At 52.1% G+C, this 24,183-nt stretch carries 20 protein-coding genes; 12 read left to right on the forward strand and 8 right to left on the reverse strand.

The genetic code is table 11. The features are described from left to right. The first annotated feature begins 42 nt into the window (after positions 1-42). The 4 genes from CWO84_RS20780 (at position 43) to hemJ (ending at position 2,210) form a co-directional block, all read left to right on the forward strand. Positions 43-768 (forward strand): glycosyltransferase family 2 protein, encoded by a 726-nt coding sequence (locus CWO84_RS20780; RefSeq protein ID WP_101054942.1) that lies wholly within the window; start codon positions 43-45, stop codon positions 766-768. Between the two features lie 47 nt (positions 769-815). Beyond that, on the forward strand, positions 816-1,187 hold the full coding sequence (locus tag CWO84_RS20785; RefSeq protein ID WP_033155518.1) for a lipid-A-disaccharide synthase N-terminal domain-containing protein: 372 nt from the start codon (positions 816-818) through the stop codon (positions 1,185-1,187). Between the two features lie 127 nt (positions 1,188-1,314). Next, positions 1,315-1,767 (forward strand): DUF4124 domain-containing protein, encoded by a 453-nt coding sequence (locus tag CWO84_RS20790; RefSeq protein ID WP_033155517.1) that lies wholly within the window; start codon positions 1,315-1,317, stop codon positions 1,765-1,767. Positions 1,768-1,784: 17 nt separating this feature from the next. After that, positions 1,785-2,210 (forward strand): protoporphyrinogen oxidase HemJ, encoded by a 426-nt coding sequence (hemJ, locus tag CWO84_RS20795; protein WP_101054944.1) that lies wholly within the window; start codon positions 1,785-1,787, stop codon positions 2,208-2,210. Here the strand turns inward: hemJ and murU are convergent. Beyond that, positions 2,207-2,905, reverse strand: a complete 699-nt coding sequence (gene murU, locus CWO84_RS20800) for an N-acetylmuramate alpha-1-phosphate uridylyltransferase MurU (RefSeq protein ID WP_101054946.1) — start codon at positions 2,903-2,905, stop codon at positions 2,207-2,209. The genes hemJ and murU overlap by 4 nt on opposite strands. Beyond that, a complete protein-coding gene (locus tag CWO84_RS20805; RefSeq protein ID WP_101054948.1) occupies positions 2,902-3,903 on the reverse strand; it encodes a phosphotransferase in 1,002 nt (333 codons plus the stop codon). The genes murU and CWO84_RS20805 overlap by 4 nt, the downstream gene beginning before the upstream one ends. 257 nt (positions 3,904-4,160) lie before the next feature. Between CWO84_RS20805 and lptD the strand changes: the two genes are divergently transcribed. Genes lptD through CWO84_RS20820 form a run of 3 tightly spaced genes read left to right on the forward strand, consistent with a single transcriptional unit; the run spans position 4,161 to position 8,670 of the window. Next, positions 4,161-6,824, forward strand: a complete 2,664-nt coding sequence (gene lptD, locus CWO84_RS20810; protein ID WP_240618109.1) for an LPS assembly protein LptD — start codon at positions 4,161-4,163, stop codon at positions 6,822-6,824. A gap of 7 nt (positions 6,825-6,831) precedes the next feature. After that, complete coding sequence (locus CWO84_RS20815) at positions 6,832-8,118, forward strand: peptidylprolyl isomerase (protein ID WP_101054952.1); 1,287 nt, start codon at positions 6,832-6,834, stop codon at positions 8,116-8,118. A gap of 6 nt (positions 8,119-8,124) precedes the next feature. Beyond that, positions 8,125-8,670, forward strand: coding sequence for a DbpA RNA binding domain-containing protein (locus tag CWO84_RS20820; RefSeq protein WP_033155511.1), 546 nt, complete (start codon positions 8,125-8,127; stop codon positions 8,668-8,670). A gap of 31 nt (positions 8,671-8,701) precedes the next feature. On the opposite strand, the gene CWO84_RS20825 is transcribed toward CWO84_RS20820, so the two are convergent. Continuing rightward, a complete protein-coding gene (locus tag CWO84_RS20825; RefSeq protein ID WP_101054954.1) occupies positions 8,702-11,032 on the reverse strand; it encodes a TonB-dependent receptor in 2,331 nt (776 codons plus the stop codon). Between the two features lie 201 nt (positions 11,033-11,233). On the opposite strand from CWO84_RS20825, the gene rnd reads away from it, so the two are divergent. Then, positions 11,234-12,382 (forward strand): ribonuclease D, encoded by a 1,149-nt coding sequence (gene rnd / locus CWO84_RS20830; protein ID WP_101054956.1) that lies wholly within the window; start codon positions 11,234-11,236, stop codon positions 12,380-12,382. Positions 12,383-12,565: 183 nt separating this feature from the next. Here the strand turns inward: rnd and CWO84_RS20835 are convergent, their stop codons facing one another. From CWO84_RS20835 to CWO84_RS20845, 3 genes are all read right to left on the reverse strand, one after another. After that, a complete protein-coding gene (locus CWO84_RS20835; RefSeq protein WP_101054958.1) occupies positions 12,566-16,663 on the reverse strand; it encodes an EAL domain-containing protein in 4,098 nt (1,365 codons plus the stop codon). 25 nt (positions 16,664-16,688) lie between these two features. Further along, positions 16,689-17,345 (reverse strand): TMEM165/GDT1 family protein, encoded by a 657-nt coding sequence (locus tag CWO84_RS20840; protein WP_033155507.1) that lies wholly within the window; start codon positions 17,343-17,345, stop codon positions 16,689-16,691. 82 nt (positions 17,346-17,427) lie between these two features. Further along, positions 17,428-18,357, reverse strand: coding sequence for a ZIP family metal transporter (locus CWO84_RS20845; protein WP_033155506.1), 930 nt, complete (start codon positions 18,355-18,357; stop codon positions 17,428-17,430). A gap of 266 nt (positions 18,358-18,623) precedes the next feature. Here CWO84_RS20845 and CWO84_RS20850 point away from each other — a divergent pair, with 266 nt between their 5' ends. The 3 genes from CWO84_RS20850 (at position 18,624) to nadA (ending at position 20,890) form a co-directional block, all read left to right on the forward strand. Beyond that, a complete protein-coding gene (locus CWO84_RS20850) occupies positions 18,624-19,172 on the forward strand; it encodes a DUF2780 domain-containing protein (protein WP_033155505.1) in 549 nt (182 codons plus the stop codon). A gap of 157 nt (positions 19,173-19,329) precedes the next feature. Further along, a complete protein-coding gene (locus CWO84_RS20855; protein WP_033155504.1) occupies positions 19,330-19,725 on the forward strand; it encodes a hypothetical protein in 396 nt (131 codons plus the stop codon). A gap of 70 nt (positions 19,726-19,795) precedes the next feature. Further along, complete coding sequence (nadA, locus tag CWO84_RS20860) at positions 19,796-20,890, forward strand: quinolinate synthase NadA (protein WP_033155503.1); 1,095 nt, start codon at positions 19,796-19,798, stop codon at positions 20,888-20,890. A 48-nt stretch (positions 20,891-20,938) separates the two neighbouring features. Here nadA and CWO84_RS20865 read toward each other — a convergent pair whose 3' ends face one another. Beyond that, positions 20,939-21,961, reverse strand: a complete 1,023-nt coding sequence (locus CWO84_RS20865) for a Zn-dependent alcohol dehydrogenase (RefSeq protein WP_051669663.1) — start codon at positions 21,959-21,961, stop codon at positions 20,939-20,941. Positions 21,962-22,015: 54 nt separating this feature from the next. Between CWO84_RS20865 and CWO84_RS20870 the strand changes: the two genes are divergently transcribed. After that, positions 22,016-23,539, forward strand: coding sequence for a phenylacetate--CoA ligase family protein (locus tag CWO84_RS20870; protein WP_101054960.1), 1,524 nt, complete (start codon positions 22,016-22,018; stop codon positions 23,537-23,539). 84 nt (positions 23,540-23,623) lie between these two features. On the opposite strand, the gene CWO84_RS20875 is transcribed toward CWO84_RS20870, so the two are convergent. Beyond that, positions 23,624-24,148: a PepSY domain-containing protein gene (locus CWO84_RS20875; protein WP_033155501.1), complete on the reverse strand. Its 525-nt coding sequence runs from the start codon at positions 24,146-24,148 to the stop codon at positions 23,624-23,626. Positions 24,149-24,183: the final 35 nt, after the last annotated feature.

Consider the following 24,183-nt stretch of genomic DNA (forward strand, 5'->3'; position numbering starts at 1 on the left):
GCGTTTGATACAATTCACAACTTTTTCAACTTGTACCAAGATATGAAGATTTCTGTAGTAGTCCCCGTTCACAATGAAACGGACAATGTCGAATTGCTGATCGAGGAAATCCATCGTGCGCTGGGCGATGGGGAAACCTATGAAATGATTTTTGTGGACGACGGTAGTACCGATGACACCGGCCTAAAACTGCAAGGTGCAATGCAGCAATATCCGACTCTGCGCGTGCTGACACATCAACGCAGTTGCGGACAAAGCCGTGCCGTGCATACCGGCGTTTCGGCAGCGCGCTACCCATGGATTGCCACCTTGGACGGCGACGGCCAGAACGATCCGGCCGATATACCCCATCTGATCGCGGCCTGGCGCGAGCAAAACGACAGCCAATTGTGGATGCTGGCCGGCTTTCGGCATAAGCGCAACGATACCGGATGGCGCAAGTTTTCCTCCAAATTTGCCAATGCGGTGCGGCAGTCAATTTTGCATGACGCCACGCCGGATACCGGTTGCGGCTTGAAGTTATTCCTGCGCGATAAGTTTTTGGCTTTGCCGTATTTTGATCATATTCACCGTTTCTTGCCGGCGTTAATCCGGATGGCGGGCGGAAATGTCATTTCCGTAAAAGTGAATCATAGGCCGAGAAATTTTGGCACGTCGAAGTACGGAACCTTGGACCGGGCGCTGGTTGGTATCGTCGATTTGCTAGGCGTGGTTTGGTTGAAAAAACGCCATAGCCTGCCGATTGTCAGCGAGATTCAGCGTGGCTAGTTGCTGGTTCAACCCGTTTGTTCCGCCGTATTTTAGGAGTCGTTAACATGGAAAATGGAATCGTTTATTTTTTTACGCATTTGGCGGATAAATGGCAGCACCATTTATCTATCATGGATTCGAATGACATCATTTGGCTCAGCATCGGTTTGGTGGGCCAGACCTTGTTTATGATGCGTTTTATCGTGCAATGGATACACAGCGAGCGGCATCAGAAGAGCATGATTCCGGTAAGTTTTTGGTATTTCAGTTTGTCGGGCGGGGTCATCGTATTGGCTTACGGTATTCACCGAGTGGATCCCGTGATTATCCTGGGTCAATTGCCCGGTACTTTTGTGTATGCCAGGAACCTAATATTAATTCGCCGCGAACATCGCGATGCGTTGGCGGAGATGACCGAGCAAGATCTGGGGACCTAATCGATTTGACTAGCCGGAAAACGACATAAGCTATTTTGGCGCAAGGATTTTTCCTAACTATTGAAAACAGACTGAATTTTTACCCTAAACTATGGCCCGAGCAAATGGCGTTTTGACGAGGTGTGCGATGAGGGTGGTAATTTTGCTGGCGATGGTTCTGAGTTATCACTCGGCAAGCGCGGAGGTATTTAAATGTATCGGCAAGGACGGCAAAACCATTTATCAGGCCAAACCTTGCCAAACCAGCGATAAGACCGTGCAGTTGGATATTCAAGCCAATGAAGCACAAGAGGCAGCGGCCAAAGCCAAGCTGGAAGCCCTGCAAAACGAACAGGAAGCTGCCAAAGCCGCCAAACTGGAAGCTGAAAGACGCGATGCGATACTGAAAAACCAAACCGAATCGACAAATGCCCTAAAGCAAAGTGCGATTGCGCAGCAGCAGCAAGTTGAAGCGGAACAACGCCAGGCGGCAGCCTTGGAAAGACAAGCGCAACAAAACAGTAATCGGGTGCTGATTGTCGCGCCTCCCACCGCGTTACCGGGCATGCCCGCGCCGGTGACCACCGAAATTTTACGTTAGTCAGTCTCGGGAACCTCATGCTCTGGTTAAAAGCCTTACATTTGATTTTTATGGTGACTTGGTTTGCCGGCTTGTTTTATTTGCCCAGGTTATTTGTTTATCACGCAATGAGCGACGACAGTATCAGCAACGAGCGCTTCAAAGTGATGGAACGCAAACTGTACTATGGCATCATGACGCCGGGCATGATTTGTACCTTTATCTTTGGCGTGTGGATGTTGGGCGATTATGCCTGGATGCTATATTCCGGCAGCGGTTGGCTACATCTAAAGTTGGGTTTGTTGGGTGTGCTGGTGGTTTACCATGTGTTTTGCGGCAAGTGGCTGCTGGATTTCAAGCATGATCGCAACCGGCATTCGCATGTGTATTTCCGCTGGATCAACGAGATTCCGGTATTGTTTTTAGTCGCCATAGTCTTGCTGGCCGTCGTCAAACCTTTCTAATACATGCCATCCTCGGCATGTCTGCCACTGAGGCGCGCATGTTGTTCACCCAGCGCTGCCAAGCGTTCCGGTGTGCCTATGTCCATCCACAGGCCGGAAAATTTCTCGCCGCTAATCCGCTGTTGTTGCATGGCTTGGTTTAACACAGGTCTCAGTTTTAACGGCGCGACCGGGATGTTGGCAAACAGCTTGGGGTGATAAACGCCGATACCGCTGAAGGTGAGTTTGTTCAAGCCTTGTTCCGACAATACACCGTCGGCATTCAGCGAAAAGTCACCTTCCGGGTGATGCGGCGGATTACTGATCATCACCAGATGAGCCAGATCAATGGCTTGGGTTCGCAAGGTGGCCAAGGGATAATCGCAAATAATGTCGGCGTTAAGCGCCAGGAACGGCTCATTGCCCAACAAAGGCAGGGCCTTGGCAATGCCGCCGGCGGTTTCCAGCGCGGTTTCGCCTTCATCTGAATACTCAATCGAAACATTCCAGCGCTTACCATATCCACAATAGTCTTTAATCTGTGCGCCTAGATGGGCGATGTTGATGACGATTTCGGTAAAGCCGGCGTGTGCCAGGTTTTCCAGGGTGTATTCAATCAGCGCCTTACCGGCGGCTTTCAATAAGGGTTTGGGGGTGTGGTCGGTCAAGGGCCGCATTCTTTCGCCGCGCCCGGCCGCTAAAATCATTGCCTTCATGCAGATGCCTCGACACGCGGCAGCACCTGTTCTTGCAGAAACCGCTGCATCTCGGTTAACTCGGGATAGAGCTCGCAAACCCTGGTGATATAAGCCAGGGTGCGTGGAATGTCGGCCAAATAATCGGATTTTCCATCGCGCAGATGCAGTCTGGCGAAAATGCCGACAGCTTTCAGGTGGCGTTGCATGCCCATCAGATCGAACCAGCGTTTGAATTGATTGAAATCGGCTTTCAGCAGTCCGGCTGACAACAGGCGTTGATGAAATTGCTGGGCCCAGCTGATGACTTGCTGTTCGGGCCAAGCGATGTAACAGTCGCGCAGCAGAGACACCAAATCGTAGCTGATAGGGCCGACGACGGCGTCTTGAAAGTCGATAACGCCCGGTGAGTTGTGTTCCAGCACCATCAGGTTGCGCGAGTGGAAGTCGCGGTGCACGCAGACTTGCGGCTGTTCAATTGCTGAATCGATCAAGATAGCGTTGAGAGATGTCGCGAGCATATGGGGAATCGTAATGCCCAATAGTTTTTCCAAAAACCATTCGTAAAAAATAGCTAGCTCGCGGAGGAGCAGAGCGCTGTCGTAAACCGGCAAGCCGCAATCGAGCGGATTTACGCCGGTTTGTAGTTTGAACAAGCTGTCCATGGCTTGCCGATACAACAGTTCTGCATCGCCGGTTTGTAAGCTGTCGAGAAAGCTTGTGGAGCCTAAGTCTTCCAGCAACAGAAAACCTTGTCGGCTATTCTGTTGATAGATATTCGGGATATGAATATCGCTCGGTTTCAGCAATCCGGCGATGCGTACGAACGGTTCGGTATTTTCCTTGTCCGGTGGTGCATCCATGGCAATGTGGCAGCCGTCCCGGTGCTCAACTCGGAAATATCGCCTGAAGCTGGCGTCGCTGGAAGCCGGGGGGATTTGTTGTATATCAAGTGCGACGTCGTTATTGAGCCAATCGACAAGCTCCGCCAAGCGGCGGTCTGAGCTGGAAACGTACATTTTTATTAATTGCGGGTCAACCTAAGGTAAAATGATGACAAGCATTTTATTCGATTTCCATTCCGCTAAGTCAATTTAGCCGCATTCGCCAAGACATGAATTATCGGTTTTATACAATTTCTTCAGCATTATTGTTTTTTACGGGCGTCGCCTCTGCTGCCAATAATGCGGCGTGGAATTGTGAGCAAACCAAAAATGGTGAATGGACCTGTCTAAACCAAACACCCGCAGGTAACGAGCCAACCGCTCAGCCGCAAGTGATTAAACCTACCCCGCCCGCTCAAACCAAGCCCGCCCCGCCCGAAACCGTCGCGCAGCCGCCTGTTCCCGTCGTGCCCGCGCCCGTTCAACAAGCGGTCAAACCGGAACCCGAGCCGGAAAAAGTTAAGGTGGTCGAAAAGGCGGTGGAAAAAGCCGTTGCCGAGCCGCAAAAGTTACGGGTTAAAGTCACTGAAAATCAAAAGCCGGTGCTGGAAAAAGTCGAGCCCAAAATCGAGACAGCCAATGCCAACACCGGCAAAGTGCCCGGTTGGACATGCAAAACCGGTGATGATAAGAGCGGTTGGAACTGTAATCTGGTGGGTGCCGATCCGAAAGGCGAGGCCCATGTCGTAGCCGAAGGCGGCAGCAGTGAAGAGTCCGGTTCGTCTTGGCTTACGCCGACCTTTGATCGCAAACAAGAGCGGGATTTTCAAACCTTACGGGCCGAGTTTGATAAAGATCCTTGGCAAAGCTGCGAAGTGTGGGGTGCTAAAAAACGCAAAATCAGAGCCACCTCCGCCGAAGTCCGCGACGCAGCAACTACCGATATTAATGCCGATTTTTCGGAAGTCTTCGACGGCGAAGTGCTTAATTTTGCCGGTAATGTGGATATGGTGCGCGCGGATCAGCATTTGGTTGCCGACAAGGCCAGTTACGATACGGTTGCCGAAACCTTGGACGCACAAGGTAGCGTGTTATACAGCGAAGACCAGCTGGCTTTTTCCAGCGAGACCGCCTCGTTGAGCCTGGGTAAAGACGAAGCACGCTTGCGCAAGGCGCAATTTATCGTCGCGGAGGCGCCGTTTCGCGGCAACGCCGGGGTGGTTTATCGCGAGAGTAAAGGCTTGTCGCGTTATAACGATGCCGCGTTTACCAGTTGTGCGCCGGGCAATCAGGACTGGATTGTGCATGCTTCGCGGATGAAAATTAACCGGGACAGCGGACAAGGTTCAGCGAAAAACGCTTGGCTGGAATTTAAAGGCGTACCGGTGTTGTACACGCCGTATATTTCCTTCCCTACCGACAATCGCCGCCTGTCGGGCCTGTTGGCGCCAACTTGGGGTAGTACGCAGCGGAACGGTTTTGACGTTTCCGTGCCGTTTTATTGGAATATCGCCCCCAACTTCGACGATATTGTCACGCCGCGTTACATGAGTAAGCGTGGTGAGCAGTTACGCAATAAATTCCGCTATCTGACCGATATATCCAGGGGTACGTTTTCTGCGGAATATATGCCCAACGATCAATTGGTCAACAAGGCCCGTTACTCGGCAAGCTGGAAGGATCAATCTACCTTGTTGCCGGGTTTAAATTCCTTGTTGGATTTGAATTATGTGTCCGACAAAACCTATTTCAACGACTTGAACAATGCCTTGGGTTTCCAAAATACCAGTTATTTGCCCAGTACCGCATTACTGAGTTACGGCGGGGCTGTTGCCGGCACCGCTCTGGGTTTGTCGGTGGGGGCATATCATTACCAATCGGTGGATAAAACCATTCCCGATGCCGCGATGCCTTACGATATGCTGCCTCGCGTCAATTTCAACGTGGCGCATGCGTTTGAAGGTTTGCCGGTTACGCTGGCGATGAATAACGAGTTTACCCATTTCTATCACACTGATCTGGTTAACGGTCAGCGGATTAATATTGCCCCGTCACTCAGCTTGCCATTGGAAAGTAGCGCCGGGTATTTCATCCCGAAAATCACCGGCCAATACACGCAGTATCAATTGAGTAACCAAACCTTAGCCGGGCAGCCCAGTACTATCAGCCGGACCTTGCCGATATTCTCGGTTAGCAGCGGTATGAATTTCGAAAAAGACCTTAATTTCGGTGGTTCGCAGTATCTGCACACCTTGGAGCCGCAGGCCTTCTACCTGTACATCCCACGCAAGGATCAAAGCAATATTCCGGTCTTCGATACCGCTCTGTACGATACCAATTTTTACAGCTTGTTCCGGGAAAATCGTTTCGCCGGTGGGGACAGGATACAGGACGCCAATCAGATCACGCTGGCCACCGTTTCGCGGTTTATCGATTCCAATACCGGTTTGGAGCCTTTAAAAGTCAGTCTGGGACAGATTATGTATTTCCAGGACAGAACCGTGACGATGCCTGGGCAGCCGATTGAGACCAGTAATACCTCCAATTTCGTTGGAGAACTGAGCGGCCAATTCAGCAAACATTGGTCGTATATGACCGGTACCCAGTGGGATCCGGAAGCCAACGGCTTCGCGCGCGGTCAGGTGGCGTTAAAATACAATATGCAACCGAACCAGATTGTGAACCTCGGCTATCGGTACCGTCGTAACCCCTTGGACAGCTTACAAACCATCTCGCAAACTGACGTATCGTTCCGCTTGCCTTTGTTTGGCGAATGGTACGGCTTTGGTCGCTGGCAGTACTCTTTGAATTTCGATAAAACCACGGAAAGTTTCATTGGCGTGGAGCGGGAAAACTGTTGCTGGCGCTTCCGTATTTTGGGCAGGCGCTTTATCAACGGTGCCAATACCATCGCCTTTATCGATCCTAGCACCAAACCGGAAACGGCGTTTTTCGTACAGTTGGAACTGAAAGGTCTGTCCAGCTTCGGTGACAATGTCGATACCTTCCTGCAAACCAACCTGAAAGGCTATCGCAAAGCCAGCTATTTTGAGTAAGCAACGCATGATAAAAAATTGGTTAGTGATTTTCTGTTTGCTCCTGTGTGCTTTCATGGCTCCGGGTCAGGCCCAGGTGTTGGACCGGATAGTGGCGGTGGTGGAAGAAGATGTGATTCTGGAACGCGAACTGAATAACGAAGTCGGGGCTATCGTCAGTAAATTGCGGAGTAACAACGTAACGATGCCACCCGAATATGTGCTGCGCAAACAGGTGTTGGAACGCATGGTGGTCGACAAGTTGCAACGGCAACTGGCGGCTAAATCGGGCGTACAGGTCAGCGATGAAATGCTTAGTGCTTCAGTCGCTGATATAGCCAGCCGGAATGGCTTGTCGGTTGAAAGTTTTCGTAACGAGTTGGCCAAGCAAGGCATGGACTACAAAGCGTTCGAAGATAATCTGCGCAACGAAATCATCATCAATCAGCTGCGCGGTCGGGAAATCGGTTCGCGGGTCAAAGTTACCGATGCGGAAGTGTTGCATTACATGGAAACGCAGAGCAAAGCCGGCCAGAGCAATTCCCAGTATCATTTGGGGCATATTCTGATCGCGGTGTCGGAAGCTGCTTCGGCCACCGCGATTCAAAAAGCCAAGGACAAGGCCGATCAAGTCATCGCCGATTTACGCGGCGGCAAGGATTTCAAACAAGTTGCGGTTAGTGTCTCCGACGACGATAACGCCTTGAAGGGCGGCGATCTGGGTTGGCGCAGCATCGGCCAGATTCCATCCCTGTTTACGGAAGTCGTGACGACGATGAATCAAGGCGATGTCTCTGAAGCGATCCGCAGTCCCAGCGGTTTTCATATCATTAAAATGCTGGAAACTGAGGGTGCCGGACAGCATATCGTTACCAAAACCAAGGTCAGGCACATTCTGATCAAGACCAATGAATTGGTGGACGACGCCGAAGCGCAGAAGCGTTTGATAGCGCTGAGAGAACGGATCAATGACGGTGACGATTTTGCCAATTTGGCGCGTGCGCATTCCGACGACAAAGGGTCGGCGATTAACGGTGGTTCGCTGGATTGGGTGGGTCCGGGCGCATTAGTGCCGCCTTTTGAGGAAGCGATGAACAAGTTGGCGATTAACGAGATTAGCCAGCCGGTGCAAACCCAGTTCGGTTGGCACATGATCCAGGTCTTGGGTCGCGAAAATCAGGACAACAGCGAGCAATTCAAAAAAGACAAGATTCGCGAGGAAATCCGTAAGCGTAAAATCGAGGAAGAAACCGAATTATGGTTGCGGCGCTTGCGTGACGAGGCTTTTGTGGAAATCGATCTGGATAGATTGTAAGGCACTATGAACGCTTTCTCTGCCGAAAGTCGTAAGGAAGATAAGTTTAAAAGGCGCTTGCAGCGCATAGTCAGCGAAGAAGATCTGGCCCAGCAACGGGAGCTGATTCAGCGTACAGCGGCCGAATTGGATATAGACTTATTGACTTGCGCCGCGGCCTTGGTTTACCTAAGCCAACCCAACCTGTATCCCGCGCATACTCAGCAGCCGAGATTGTTGGTTCCTCTACCGCAACCTCACAGTCGCGGTCCGCATGCAAACGGCAAAATGGTGCGTTATCGCCTGGCCGTCGGCAGCCAGCACCAAATCAGTCGCGACGATATTCAGGCGGTATTGGTCGAAGAGTCTGGCGTAGATAAAAAGCGCATTGGCAGGATCGACATTCGCGATACGTATACGTTGGTGGAGTTACCGGACGGCATGCCGGCGGATATTTTTCAGTTATTGACCGAAGCGTCCATAGGACCGCATCGCCTCAATATCAAACGCATCAAGCCGAATAAATTCAGACAAACCCGTAACAACAATCAGCTGGACGAGGAAAACGGCTAATTTCAGCCGTTTTCCTGCGCCCAGGCTTGGACTACATCGTCAGGCGAATGCCTATCCAAGCGGCGCGCGGCGCGCCGACCCCAACGAAGCGGCTTTGTTGATCACCAGGCAATCCCACGCCATCGAGGACATCGCCGGTATTGCCCCAGGTGCCGAAATTGGCATATTGGCGGTCGAACAAATTGCTCACTTTACCGAACAGCGCGACGTTTTTGTTGAAGCGGTATTCGCTACGCAAATTAAATACGACGAATCCCGGCAGCTTGGCCGTCAAATTGGCTTCGTCGCCGCGCAGATATTGCGAGCTGTTGTAATTCATATCCATTCCCAGAGTCCAGGCGGAGACGATGTCGAAGTCGGTGCTGAACTTGAACTGATGGGCTGGGATGCCGGGTAGCTTGTCGCCGGCCTGTACCTGGATATTGCCGTCGCCATCCGCCAGCGGATTGTTGGGGCTGCTGCCCAGAAACGGCGTTTCGAAGCTGGCATCGATATAGGTGTAATGGCCAGACCAGCGCCAGCGCTCGTAAAAATTACCCGCTAATCCCACTTCTACACCTTGGCGTAAGGTAGAACCGACATTGTCGAAATAACCGACATTGCTGCCGACCCCGCCGGTGCTCTTGAAGATGATGTCGTTATTGTTGATGGTGCGGAATAAAGCCAAATTCCAGTCCATGTAGCCCGGCAGCAAGTTTTTCAACCGGCCGCGCACCCCGGTTTCGAAGGTATTGGCGACGACTTGTTTGAGAGGCGGATCGGATACGAAAGCATTCGGCAAACGGCAAGGGTCGTCCGGGTTGGCGCAGCTTAACTCCATCGGTGTCGGCACCCGCGACGATTCGCTGTAGTTACCGAAAAAGGTCAATTCCGGCATGAAGGCGTAGGTCAGACCCGCCGCCGGATTGAAGCGGTCGAATGAGTGCGAGCCGTTCAGGTCGTCGCCGACATGGTCGCGCAGTTTAATATGGGATTGGTTGTAACGGCCGGAGACGGTCAGATCCAGTTTGTCGGTCAAGGAATAGGTGTCGGTTAAAAATACGCCGTAATGATCGGTCTCGGTAGTCAGGCGGACATGGGCGTCTTGCAGCAATACCCCGCCCCCTGACACTCCGCGGTCAGCGGTTAACGAACCCAGCTGGGTGTCGGCATGATAGCGGGCGTTGCCGTGGTCGAAACTGGCCCCGCCTACCAGATGGTTGTTGCGGCCGAATATTTTGTGGTCGAAAGCATTTTGCAAGGCAAAGCCGAACGATTGCTGTAGTGTGCTGGAGGTGTTGATGGTGCCGCCCTCGACCGCTGGTGAGGCAGCTATATTACTGCCGCCTAGATCGAACAAGCCCTCATCGTCCAACTCGCCACCGGACTCGGCGCACAAAAAGTTGTCCTCGCCAGCGCCTTCATCAATACATTCGCCAAATTCGCTACCATCGCCGTTATAGGTGCCGATCTTGTTCCGGCGGTAGTACATCGTACCAGATAATTGATTGTGGTCGTTCAGCCAGGTATCGCCGGCCAGCGACACCAGCATCATCCGGTTGCGGGTAATGTCGGGATGCGTAAATACTTGATCGCGGCCGAATGCCAGCATTTCCTGGGGTAGGGCGCCGTTGCCGCGCAAGGTGTTGTCGCTGCCGGCGATACTTAAATCCAGGCTGGATTTCACACCGCGCCAACTCAAAGTACCGAAACCTTGTTTGGCTTCGCTCGGGGAGTGGGCGCGCCAGCCTTTTTCGTTGAAATATTTGGCATCCAGGAAATAGCCCCAGGTGCCGTTGTTCCAACCGCTGGTGAGTTCTTCGGAATGGCGGTCCCAGGAGCCACCTTGGGCTTCGAAACTGTGGCCGGGTGCCGAGAAACCGGTCTTAGTGTTGATGTTGATCGAGCCGCCCAGCGCATTCAAACCAAACGCCGGGTTCGATGCCGGTTGCAGGCTCATATTATCGATGGCGCCATTGGGAATTAAGTCCCAGTTGATCATATCGCCGAACGGTTCATTGAAACGAATACCGTTGACGTACGTTGCCAAGCCTTGCGGTAAGCCCATCAGCGGTGAGGCGCTGAAGCCACGGTATTGCACATCAGGTTGCAAGGGGTTGTTTTGCGCATCGTTGATGTTGACGCTGCCGAGATAGCGGTTCATGTAGTCCGCCAGAGACAGGGCTTGGGCTTCCTGCAATTTCTCGGCTGACACTGTTTGCACATTCGCCGGAATTTTATTGATATCGACGCCGCCGAATTGTAAAGGCGTTACCGCCACAACTTCCACTTCTTCCAGATTGGTCGCAACTTCCGCGGCTATGGCTTCGGCTAAAGGCAGCATGCTGAATAATGGCAGCATGCTGAGCGCAACTTTTTTCATAAATTTACCTGAGAATACAAAACAAAAGCGGCATGGTAAACAAGCAGGGCCGGGGGTTCCATTGTCGGCAATAAAAAGGAAAAATTCCTGATTTGCATCGGGTCGGCCAATGCCGGAATATTTCAGTCAATCACGCCCCGACGGGGTAAAATACGCAGTCACGCCGTTTTTCGGCAAGCCCTGTTAATTGCCATAGCGACTATGACTATTCAATATATCAACCGCCCGGATCAACTCGATAGCCTTTGCCAACTGATCAGCCAGGAGCCCTGGATCGCCCTGGATACCGAATTTCTTCGCGAGAAAACCTCTTACCCCAAGTTTTGTTTACTGCAAATAGCCGCGCCGGGCTGGGTGGCTTGTGTCGATCCGTTAGCGATTGCCAATTTAACGCCGCTGTTAGAGGCGATTTACAATCCCAATATTGTCAAAGTGTTGCATTCCTGCCGGCAGGATCTGGAAATTTTTTACCAGATTACCGGCAAAATTCCGGGCCCGATTTTCGATACGCAGATTGCCGCGCCGCTGCTGGGTTTTCAGGAAAATCCGGGTTATGCGATGCTGGTATCCAGCTTTTTAAACGTCAATCTCAGCAAGGCGCATACTCGTACCGACTGGTCGGAGCGGCCCTTGAGCCAGGACCAAATTCAGTATGCCGCCGACGATGTGATTTACCTGTGCAAGATTTACAAAATCATGTGCGAGCAATTGGATAAGTTAGGGCGTGCAAATTGGCTGGAGAGTGATTTTGCGCTGTTGAACGATCCGGAGCTGTACCAACTCTCGCCGGAAAATGCCTGGTTGAAGATTCGTGGCAAAAACAAGCTGACCGGTAAGCAATTGTCTATCATGCAAAGCCTTACCGAATGGCGCGAACGTACCGCCCAGCAAGAAAACAAACCGCGCAGTTGGTTGTTGCAGGATGATTTGCTGCTGGAACTGGGCAAATTACAACCCGTGACATTGGCCGATCTAGCCAAGATCCGCAACATCAACGACCGTACCGTCAATCGTTACGGCAAAACGATTTGCGAATTGATCGACAGTGCCAAACAACGTCCGCCCAAACCCTTGGCCGAAAAGGATCAAGCTGGCAAGAAAACCCAACAGCACGAAGCGATACTGGATGTACTCAGCGCGGTGGTCAGAATCCGTGCTGAGGAAAACTCGCTGAATCCCATCATCTTGGCTACCCGCAAGGATTTGGAGCAATTACTGTCCGGCGATGAGGATTGCTTGTTGTTGCACGGCTGGCGTTACAACATGGCCGGCCGGGAGTTGCAGGGCTTATTGCGCGGTGACTTAACCTTGAGCTTGAAGCCGGATGGTGTGGTGATTAGTGCGGTTTAGCATGCGGCGGCCTGCAATAGCCATAATGCTGAATTATTAATCCCCCAATGTATCGGTGTCTGGCTTTTCCGTATAAGCCGGTCTATCGAATAGCGGCGTTTTTATTGACTGGGCTCCCGCCTGTGCGGCAGCGAGTGCGATAACAAAGATAACTGCATCGGCGGCGGGGCGCGGGAGAGTCCGCTATGCTGATTTACCGAATTGTTGTTCAAATGTTGCCGCCGGCAGCGGTTTGGCAAACAGATAACCCTGACCGTAATCGCAGCCGATAGCGGTCAGCAAATCGCGTTGCTGCTCGGTTTCCACCCCTTCCGCGATGACTTTCAAGCCCAATTTATGCGCCATCACGATGATGGCTTCGCAAAGTACGAAGTCGTTCGAATCCTCCGTTAAATTGCGCACGAACGACTGGTCTATTTTCAAATAATCAATGTCGAATTTTTTCAGATAAGACAATGCGGAATACCCGGTGCCGAAGTCATCTATAGCGACTTGCATGCCGGCGTCGCGGAACGCCATCAAATGATTGTGTACAGACAGATTGGCGTCCAACAGCAAGCCTTCGGTGATTTCCACCACAATACTTTGGCCAGACAATCCCAGTCGATTCAAATAGTTGAACCAGTCTTGAGGGGCATGCTCGGGGCTTTGAAATTGTACCGGCGATTTGTTGACGCTGATTTGAAATTCGGGATTGATAGTGGTACGCCAGGTTTGTACTTGCCGTGCCGCGGTTTCGAATACCCAATCGCCAATTTCTCTGATTAGACCGGTTTCTTCCGCTAGCGGTATAAATTCTGCCGGGTTAATCAAGCCACGTTTTGGGTGATGCCAGCGCAGCAAGGCTTCCGCTTTATGCACTTCGCCGCTCAGCAAGTCGACGATGGGTTGATAGCACAGCAAAAATTGCGTATTGGCCAGCGCGGTACGTAAGTCGCCGAGCATTGCGGCGCGGGCTTCCAGCGCGTCCTGTAAGGCTTGGGTAAAGAAATGGTAGTTGTTACGGCCCTGGTTTTTAGCAGCGTACATGGCCTGATCGGCATTCTTTTGTAATTGGCTTAAGTCGGTGCTGTCGTTTGGATAAAACGTGATGCCGATACTCGCAGAGACATAAGCCAGTTCGCCGTCCAAGCTAAACGGTGCACTGAGTTTTTGCAGCAGGTTTTTAGCTATCGGTTCGGACACTTCGATACAGTCCAACTCGCTCAAGATAATTGTGAATTCGTCGCCCCCCAAGCGCGCCACGGTATCGGACTCCCGCACGCAGGTCTGTAAACGCCGCGCGGTTTCCTTCAGTAAGTTGTCGCCCATATCGTGGCCCAGCGTATCGTTGATTTCCTTGAAGCGGTCCAGGTCGATAAACAACAGTGCAAACAATTGGCCCATGCGGTGGGCTTTTTTGATTTCCAGTTCCAGGCGGTCGCGGAACATCCGCCGATTAGGCAGACCGGTGAGCGGGTCGAAGTTGGCTTGTCGCCAAATTTGTTCCTCGGACTGTTTACGCTGAGTGATGTCGGAAAACAGGGCGACCCGGCGTAGCGGCTTGCCTTCCGCATCATAAATGGTGTTGATGGCTAGCTCTTCGACAAACAAGTGACCATCCTTACAGCGATTTTTTATTTCTCCGCGCCACGCACCGGTCGTTTGCAGCGTGGTCCATAATTCTCGGTAAAACCCCGTATCATGTTCGCCGGAACTGAGAATATGGGGATTTTTACCGACAACTTCAGCCTCCGTATACCCAGTCATCTTGGTAAATGCGGGGTTGACGCTGAGGATGGTGTTATCGCTATCCACCACTATCATCGCTTCACTGCTGTTGTGATAAACCAGGGCCGCCAGCCGCAGGTTCTCTTCGGTTTTGCGCAACTCGCTGATGTCGCGGGCAAAACCAACCGTACCCAGTAACTGACCTTGCTCATCCATTACAGGCGCTTTATAGGTCTCGAACCATTTGCGCACGCCGCGATCGACAATTTCCTCTTCGACAATCAATTTGTCTCGCAAAGCCATCACGCGCCGGTCATCGGCGACGTAGCTTTCGGCCAGTTGCGGCGGGGCAATGTCGAAATCGTTTTTGCCCGCCAGCGCCTCCGGGTTGACGGCGGAAAATACGTTGGCGAACTCCTGGTTGACGGCCAGCAGGCGGCTATCGGTATCTTTTAGCCAAATCGCATGCGGAATGTTATCCAGCAATGCGCGTTGATAGTATTCTTTCTTTTGCAGCGCTTGTTCCGTACGATGTTGATTACTGATGTCGCGAAAACTCCAGACGCGGCCGACAATTTTGTCGGCGATACTTTGTGGCTTGGAATAGCGTTCAAAAATCCGGCCATCGGTAAACTCGATCAGATCGTAGCTTTCTGCCGCGGGGTGATTGTAAAGAGCCTGAACTTTGTCGAAAAACGCATCGGGATTTTTTAGCTGCTTAACGGCTAAATGCAAAAGTTTTATATCGTCTTTATCTTCTCCAACAGCCGTGCTGGGCAGCTGCCACAGTTCAAAAAAACGCTGATTGTAAGTAACGATCTGACCTTGCAGGCTGACCACCAAAATGCCGTCGGCCGTGGCTTCCAGCGTAGCCTTTAGCAAGGAAACCGATTGGGCTAAAGCGTCTTCGCGAACTTTGTTTTCGGTAATGTCTTCGTAGATCCCCAAAATGCCGATCATTGCATGATCGGAATTGCGCAAAGGTATTTTCGAGGTGCGTAGCCAAATGGTATTGCCGGCAGGTGTGGTTTGGGGTTCTTCATACGCCAGTTTGCCTACCCCCGATGTTATCACCTGGCGATCATCTGCTTGGTAACTTGCGGCTTGATCTCGCCAATTCAGTTGACTGTCGTCCTTGCCGATTAAATCGCTGGAACTGGATTGTCCGGCATCCCCCGCAAATAGCGCGTTACAGCCCAAATAGCGAGAATTCAGGTCTTTCCAGAATACACGGATTGGTAAGGTTTCCAGGATGGTCTGCAACAGTAAATGGGATTCGGTCAGCGCTTTTTCGGATTTTAGTTGCTCGGTAATATCGAACAAAATGGCCAGATTGTCTCCGACATACGATTCGCCCAGGGATACCGAACCGGCGAGCACCGTGCACCGTTCGCCGTGTTTGCAATGAATTTCCGCTTGGAGGGTTTCGAAACTTTGCACGCGACGGGATTTATCAGTCAACTCCAGCCAGGTTTCCATAATGTTCTGGCGGTAGGCTGGGTCGGGATAGGCTTTGGGCCACCATTCGTCAAGCGTTTCAATGTCTTCCAAGGTGTAACCGAAAGCTTTGCTGAAAGCCGGATTTAGCAATGTGAACTTGCCTTCGGCGTTGTAAATGGCCTGGGGTACTGGCGAGTAGTCGATGATAGCCTTCAAACGTTTTTCGCTATCGCTCAGTCCTGAGGTAATCAGCTGCTGCTTGTGCAGAGTAAGTGCCAAAGTGGTGCCGGTCCAGGACAGTACCAATATATAAAACCAAAGATTCAGCAATTCGCTTTTCTCAAAATCGTCGCCGAAAAAGCCTAGATGATGTGCGGCACCGAATAGCGCTTGGATGGTAATCAAGCCGGAAATCAGGGTCACGCCATGACGATTGAAACGGAGGGCGGCCCAAATGGCAAACAGAAACATCCAGTAACCGCGGGCGATTTTGCCAAAGACAGGCTGGAAAGCTTCGAGGAATACTACTTGGCCGGCGAACAGGGCAACAATGATCAGCAGCAACGCTTCCAGGCCGCGCTTTTCAGCAAACCATTGCTTTGGCCAATTTCGCCAAACCAATAATATCGGCGTAGTCGTGACAATACCGAAAGCATCCGCCATCCACCAATGTAAAATCGCTTGCGGCATAGCCGCTAGCGGTATGAAGCCGGCCTGATGTAAAGCCAAAGGGCCAATGCCTGCACTGATCAACGAGCAAGCGGCGCCGGTTAGGGTTAGCCAGATAAAGTGGCCTGGCTCGGTTAAGTCTAAAGAAAAACGCTGTTGGTGTTTTAGTAGGTAGGCGGCTGTCACCGATTCCAGTGTGTTGCCCGTTGCAATGGCAAAAGACAGTGGGAGCGAGTCGTCTACCATCAAGCCGGCGGCGAACGCGCCCAGAAATATGCCCGGCCAATAGCGAAGGCCTTTCAGCAATAAGGCGGCCAATCCCAATCCGCCGGAAAACCACACCAATGTGATGTTACCGGTCTCTGAGAAATAAGACAGTACAATTTTGGCTAATAGGCAATACAGCCCCGCCAAGCCGAGTATTGCCGCAACGTCTAGCCAGCGGTAATTGGGAAATGCCATGAATCGCTGCGAGTCTGGAGTTTGGCTAAAGTTGGGGGAGCAAACCCGCAGCCAGCAAGCTTTCGTAAGCTTTATAAGCCGCAACTGCCGATAAAATCAGGAAAAACACGCCGCTGGCTTTATGCAGCAAGGACAAGGGGATTTTTTGCAACACGGTGCGGCCAGCCAGCACGCCCAGCGCGGACGTAAACGCCAGCGCCAACGTCGAGCCCAGCCACACTGCAATCGGTTGCGCGGTACTGCTGAATGCAACGACAGCCAATTGAGTTTTATCGCCAAATTCGGCGACGGTGATCAATAAAAAGGTCGTAAAGAAAATGCCGTGCCCGCTTTTCTCGACGATTTCTTCGTTGTCATCGTCTTCGTCGTGGTTGAGCAAAGCATGCAGACCGAATGCGGCAAACAGCAGGGCGACGGTGGCTGCGACCAGATATTCCGGTAACCATGTCGCAATCGCCGCACCAAAAACCACCGCCAAAGTGTTCAGCAGCGCGAACGCGGCAATCGCTCCTAATAACACCGGAGTCGGTCTGTGCTTGGAGGCCAGAGTCATGCATACCAGTTGGCTTTTATCGCCGATTTCTGCGGCGGCTATCAGTGCAAAGCTGGTGCCGCCGGTCGCGAGCAATTCCGCAAAGTTTAAGGTGCTTATTTGGGTGATGAATGCGATTAGGTATTCCATTCGGCACTGAGGAGTTTGATCGGAAGATAAAACACCCAAAAAGCTGCTGCTTTTTGGGTGGCGCGCTTGGTTTAGGCGGTGTTTATGTCAGTATTTTGTCCAGGATCATCATGATGATGAAACCGGCCATTAATGAAAATGTAGCGATGCGCGAGCGGCCTTTGGCGTGCGTCTCCGGGATGATTTCTTCGCTGATGACGAACAACATCGCACCGGCTGCAAACCCCATTGCAATCGGCAATATCGACGAAAATACCGTGACCATGGTAATGCCCAACAGACCGCCTACCGGTTCCACCAAACCTGTCAACGTAGCGATGGCGACGGCTTTCCATTTGTTGTAACCCAGGCCGACTAGGGGCAGGGCGACTGCCAGGCCTTCCGGCAAATTTTGCAATGCAATGGCAATAGACAACACCAAGCCATTGTTCATATCGCCGGAGCCAAAGCTGACGCCGACCGACATGCCTTCCGGGAAGTTATGGATGGTGATGGCGATGATGAATAAAGAGATTTTTTGCAGCGAATCCAGGGAATGATCGCTGACTGAATCAAAATGCAGATGCGGCAATCGGCTGTCGGCAAAATGTAAAAACAGCGCGCCGATCAGCATGCCGGCCGATACGATCCACAAGCCTTTGCCGGGCCAGATTTGTTCGCCGTAATCCAAGCCGGGCACCAGTAGCGAAAACGCGGTGGCCGCCAGCATTACGCCCGCTGCGGCGCCCAGCAAGCCGTTGAATAGCCGGTCGGAAATATTTTTAAAGAACAAGGCCGGCAAGGCGCCGATGCCGGTAGCTAATCCAGCCAGGACGCTGGCTAGAAAGCCGATCACCACCACTTTGTCAAAAATAAGGTACAGGCTGCCGAATACCAGGATTTGCGAGAGCAAAAACAAGCCGATAAACACGCCCCAGCGTTGCATCAGCGGCAAGGTCATCACATGCAGGTATTTAGGATGGGCTTGCAAGCGAAGATAATAGTCTTCGAGCGTTTTTTGAATATTCAGCATATTTTTACCTTTATTGTTCTTGTGGCTAAAGCCAGGATTATACTGAATTCATGCGAATTGCCGATTTTTACCCACAATGTTTGCGGGGAGTTTCTCGGTTATCGGTAGATAACACGCCGTCTTTGCACAGGACGCCGCGGCTGTCCGCCTGCGGCGATAAAAGAGCCCAGGTTGTATCCTGGGCAGGTTTCGATTTACAGTGCCGGTTTTGGCGGCCATGATGTGGCTTGGTCCGGTATTTCGGCGTTTTTCAGGAGTTCGACAGAATGAAGGTTTTGCAAGGTTTTACAGCAGTCGGTGTTCTCGCGGTCATCAGCGCTTGCGCACCGGTGCAACAGCAGGTTTCAGATCAGACTTTTGCCTTGGGCGGGTCGCCAGCCGTCTATGGTGCAGCAGGTTCTATCGCCGGTGCGGTGGGGCAGGCCAACCAATTAGGGTTAATCGATATTCTGGTTGGGCAATTGGGCATCAGCCCGCAGCAAGCGCTGGGTGGCGTGGGTTCTATTTTTTCAGTGGCGCAGCAACGCATGAATCCCGGTGACTTTTCGCAATTGAGCAATGCCGTACCGGATATGGACCGCTATTTGTCCTCGGTACCGCAACAGGTTTCTGCTTCCGGCTCGCAATCGTTGCTGGGCGCTGCGGGCGGGTTAATGGGCGGGCAACTCGGCAGTCTGGCGAATTTAGCCGGATCGTTTCAATCTTTGGGTATGAATCCGTCCATGGTCAGCCAGTTTGTGCCGGTGGTTTTACAATATGTACAAAACCAAAGCGGTGCTGGGGCTATGAGTTTGCTTCAGCACGCTTTATATTGAACTGCGCGCCCACTTTTCGGTTTGGGCCCCGCTTCTCCGCCCGCGAATATCGTCGTTTGCGCTCAGGCGGGATTGACGACACCAGAAGATATAAGGGCCTGGTGAATGAAATGGCGTGGACCTCAATCTAATTTTTACAATCACAGACTAAAAAATCATGGAAATATTATTGATAGGCGCCGTTTTGATGATCTTCGCCATATTGTTATCCGCATGGCTGATGACTTTTGCCAAATGGTTTCCGATCAAAGGCATAGACGGCGAGTTTTTAAAAGACTACAAAACCCTGATTCGGGCGCATGTGGACTTTGCGTTGATGGCGCTGTTTTGCCTGGGCTTTTACGGCACAAAAGTTCCGCTGCCGGTCACCGCTTGTTGGTTGGTCGTGATCGGTGGCTTGACCAATCCCGGTGTGTTTGTGGTGGCGGCATTCGATCCGGATTTTTGGACCAAGCCGATATGGCGGATCTATTCCGCTTTGAGTTTTGTCGTCACCACCCTTGGTTTTGGCTGGATTGGCCTCACTTTACTCAATCATGCTTTGTCGGCATGACCCATGGAACCGGCTGTAAAAGCCGGGCCTAAGTTTTCGAAATTCTCGCTTTTTGTTTTCAGGTTAAAAAATGACTGCAGCCTTACCTATCCATGATTACGCCCTGCTCGATGATGCCGAATGTGCCGCGCGCATAGAAGCCGCCAAAACCAAACTCGGCAAACGCTGCATTATTCTGGGCCATCATTACCAACGCGACGAAGTATTCAAACATGCGGATATATTCGGCGACTCATTGAAATTATCGCGGGAAGCGGCGCAATCGGAAGCCGAATACATCGTCTTTTGTGGCGTGCATTTCATGGCGGAAGTGGCGGATATTTTGTCGCGGCCGGAGCAAATCGCGATTTTGCCGGATTTGGCGGCTGGTTGTTCCATGGCCGACATGGCCAATAAGGTCAAAGTCCAACAATGCTGGGACGAGTTGGCGAAAGTGATTGACGTGGAAAACACCGTCACCCCGGTGACTTACATCAATTCCGCCGCCGACTTAAAAGCGTTTTGCGGCCAGCATGACGGTATTGTCTGTACCTCTTCCAATGCCGAAAAAATCCTGAAATGGAGCTTTGCCAAACGCGAAAAAGTATTGTTCTTCCCCGATCAGCATTTGGGCCGCAATACCGGCTACCGGATGGGCATCCCGCTGGAACACATGGTGACCTGGGATTTCAACAAACCGCAGGGCGGTTTGACCGAGCAGCAAATCCGCGATGCCAAGATTATTCTTTGGAAGGGGCATTGTTCCGTACATCAAGCTTTCCAGCCGGAGCAAATCGACGCCTTCAAGGAAAAACACCCGGAAACCATCGTCATATCTCACCCGGAAGCCTGTTTTGAAGTGTGCGAAAAATCCGATTACATCGGTTCCACTGAAATGATTTTGAAAATCGTCCGCGAAGCCGAAGCCAATACCCGTTGGTTGGTAGCGACAGAACTGAATCTGGTTAATCGCCTGAACCAGGAATGCAAAGCCCAAGGCAAAAGCGTGCATTTCATGGCGCCCACTTTAAGCATGTGCTCGACGATGTTCCGCACTGACCCGCAGCATCTGTGTTGGGTGCTGGAAAATCTGGCGGCCGGGCATGTGGTCAACCAAGTCTCCGTGCCTGCCGAGCAGGCGGCGCTGGCGAAAAAGACTTTGGATAATATGCTGCTGGCGTCTTAACGCCTTCTAAGCTTGCGCTCGCTGGCGGTGTTGGTGAGTTCAAGCGGGTTAATAATCTGAATTCAGTGCGGGCTGTAACAGAATTTTTCTGACGCCGGCTTGGGCGGCGTGATTGAACGCGGCAAGTCCATCGCTCAGTGGGTATTGGCCGTCTATCATGGTTTCCACGGGCAGCTTGTTTTCCGCCAGAAGCGCTAATGCGTCCGCGAAGGGGCCGCAGCGGGAGCCGATGATGTTGATTTCGTAAACCACCACTTTGCTTAAATCCAGTGCCGCGTCGGCCGCGAAGGTGCTTTTCAACACCAAGGTGCCGCGCGGTTTGACGATGCGCAAGGCTTGCGTAAAGCCTGAGGTCTGACCGCTGGCGTCGACGACGCAGTCGAAGCTGTTGTCTGGAATCTCGTTAGTCAAGCCGGTCGCCAGTTGCCACTGTTTAGGTAATGCCAAGGATGCCGCCGACCGGCCCAACACCGTGATCTGGTAGCCGGCCAGACTTAACACCTTGGCGATCAACAAACCCAAGCGGCCGGGGCCGACGACCGCGATGTCGGTGATGGGCAGTGCGGCTATTTGTTTTACTACGCGCAAAGCAGCGGCCAGCGGCTCGGTAAACACGGCGGCTTGGTCAGTCACAGCGTCGGGCACGGTGTACAAGTTGGCAATCGACAGGCTGAAATAATCGGCGAATACCCCGTCTTTGCCGCGTATTCCCAGCACTTTACGATTCAGGCAATGCTCGGGGCCGTCGCGCTGGCACACCTCGCAGGCGTTGCAGCCGATATTGATGGAACCAACCACGCGCCGGTTCAGCCAATCTCTGTGTTTGTCATCGGCAACGGCGATGACCGTACCGACAAATTCATGGCCGAGGATGCCGGAAAAACCGGCATAACCCTTCACCAGTTCCAGGTCGGTGGCGCAGATGCCGGCCAGGCGCAGTGCAATCAAAGCTTCGCCGGCAGCTAATTCGGGTATCGGCATATCGTTGCGGTAGGATAATGATTTGTCTAATCTCAATGCTTGCATCGGTATGGGCATGGTGTTGTGCAGAATTAACGTTTTACCAAACATTCAATCCAAGAATATATCTTTAGGGTTTTTCCAGCATTTTTCAGGTGGTTTGCAATGAGCGATTTACCGACGACGTCTTCTGCGGCAGCATTTCAACATTTTCTGGCCACGCCATTGGATACCTTGCTTACCAAGCTTACCAAGCTTACCAAGCATCAAGCGCTTAATCCGCAGCAAAAAATGCTGGCTCTATTTCAGCGTTGTGCGGCAGAGGTTCCCGCTTATCGGCAGTTTTTACAAGCCCAGCAAATCGATCCAGGGCAGATTAATACTTACGCGGATTTTCAAAAGCTACCGTTAATCAGCAAAGCTAACTACATGCAAGCCTACCCGTTGCCGGCGCGTTGCTTCGGCGGTAGTTTAATCGGTGTGGATAGGGTTGCGGTGTCGTCCGGCTCCACCGGCGTGCCGACCTTCTGGCCGCGTTCGGCGGCATATGAGTTGGATGTGGCGGTGCGCTTCGAGCAAGTGTTCAAGGACAGTTTTCAGGCCGATAAACGCAGTACGCTGGCGGTGGTGTGTTTTGCCTTGGGCAATTGGGTGGGCGGCTTGTTTACCACATCCTGCTGCTGGCATCTGGCGCAGAAGGGCTATCCCTTGCTGGTGGCAACGCCGGGCAATAATAAAGCCGAGATTTTTAGGGTGGTCCGCGAGTTGGCGCCGCACTTTGAGCAAACCGTGCTGTTGGGGTATCCGCCGTTTGTCAAAGACGTGATCGATGCCGGTGCCGCCGAGGGTATAAATTGGGCGCAATTCAAGCCCAAACTTGTGTTTGCCGGTGAAGTATTCAGTGAAGAATGGCGCAGCTTACTGTCCGAGCGTATCGGCTCGCAGTCGGTTTGTTTCGATTCCGCATCGTTATACGGTACCGCCGACGGCGGCGTGCTGGGTAACGAAACGCCGCTTAGCATTGCCATTCGCCGTTGGCTGGCGCAACGACCGGAAGCGGCCCGAGCTTTGTTCGGCGAATCGCGGCTGCCCACCCTGGTGCAATACGATCCGTATAGCCGATTCTTTGAAGTACACGAAGGCACGCTGGTGGTTTCAGGCGAAAACAGCGTACCTTTACTGCGCTATCACATCGCCGACAAGGGCGGGGTGCTGAGCTATGAGCAACTGTGGGATTTTTTGCGGCAGCACGGCGTGCAGTCGGTCGAGGATTTAGGTTTGGCTAGCAGTTTTCAAGCGCGTAATTTGCCGTTTGTGTATGTGTTCGGCCGCGCCGATTTTACCGTGTCCTACTACGGCGCCAATATCTATCCGGAAAACGTCACGGTAGGTCTGGAACAGCCGGAGATCATGGCCTGGGTGACCGGTAAGTTTGTATTGCAAACTCAGGAAAATGCGGAGGGCGATAAGTATCTGCAGATTGCCGTGGAATTATTGCCTGGCGTGGCGCCCGAACCGGCGATGGCGCCGACGATAGCCGCCTCTATCCGCGCACAACTACTGCGTCTGAACAGCGAGTTTGCCCATTACACCCCAGCCGAAAAACAACTGCCGATGATTAGCCTTCATAACTTTGCGGATGCGGATTATTTCCCCGTTGGGGTAAAACACCGGTATACCCGGCGTTAATTGGTATATTCGGCGGCGGGTGCTGGGGCTCTAATAGTGAGAGCCCCAAAACTGCCAGGGTTGTGGAAGTTGCTGGCCCCGGAATTAACGTTTTTCGTCAGCCTCTTCGCCGATTTCCCATTCCTCGGTGGCGGTTTCGATGATTTTGCCGCTGGCGGCATCCACTTCGATTTTGGTTTCTAAGCCTTTGTCATTCACGATGTCGAATTCGTAAGACGAGCCGCCGTTTTCCTCCACTTCGTATTCGACTTCCTCAATCTTGCCGGGGTTGGCTTTTAACGCAATTGCCGCGGCATCTTCCTCGGTGATTTTGACATTCTTTTTGAATGCCTGGCTATTGGGGTCGGCTACTTCAGCTTCTTTTTCAGTCAGCTTGCCGCTGTCGGCATCGCACATGTATTCCCATTCCTGGCGGTTGTTGTCGCGCAGTTCCAGTTCATAGGCGCCTTTACCGGCTACGTTGAGCTTTTCCAGTTTGACCAGCTCACCCGCTTTTTCTTTTTTGACGGCTTGGATGCAATTTTCCAAGCCTTGATCGGCTGCTAAGGCATTAGCGGACAACATGCCAAAACCGGCTAATACAGATAATGCTAACACTGACTTTTTCATAAACCACCTCGCAAAAATAGGAAAAATTCCCGAAT

The sequence above is a fragment of the Methylomonas sp. Kb3 genome (assembly GCF_002834115.1).
In the GTDB taxonomy this organism is placed as follows: Bacteria; Pseudomonadota; Gammaproteobacteria; order Methylococcales; family Methylomonadaceae; genus Methylomonas; species Methylomonas defluvii.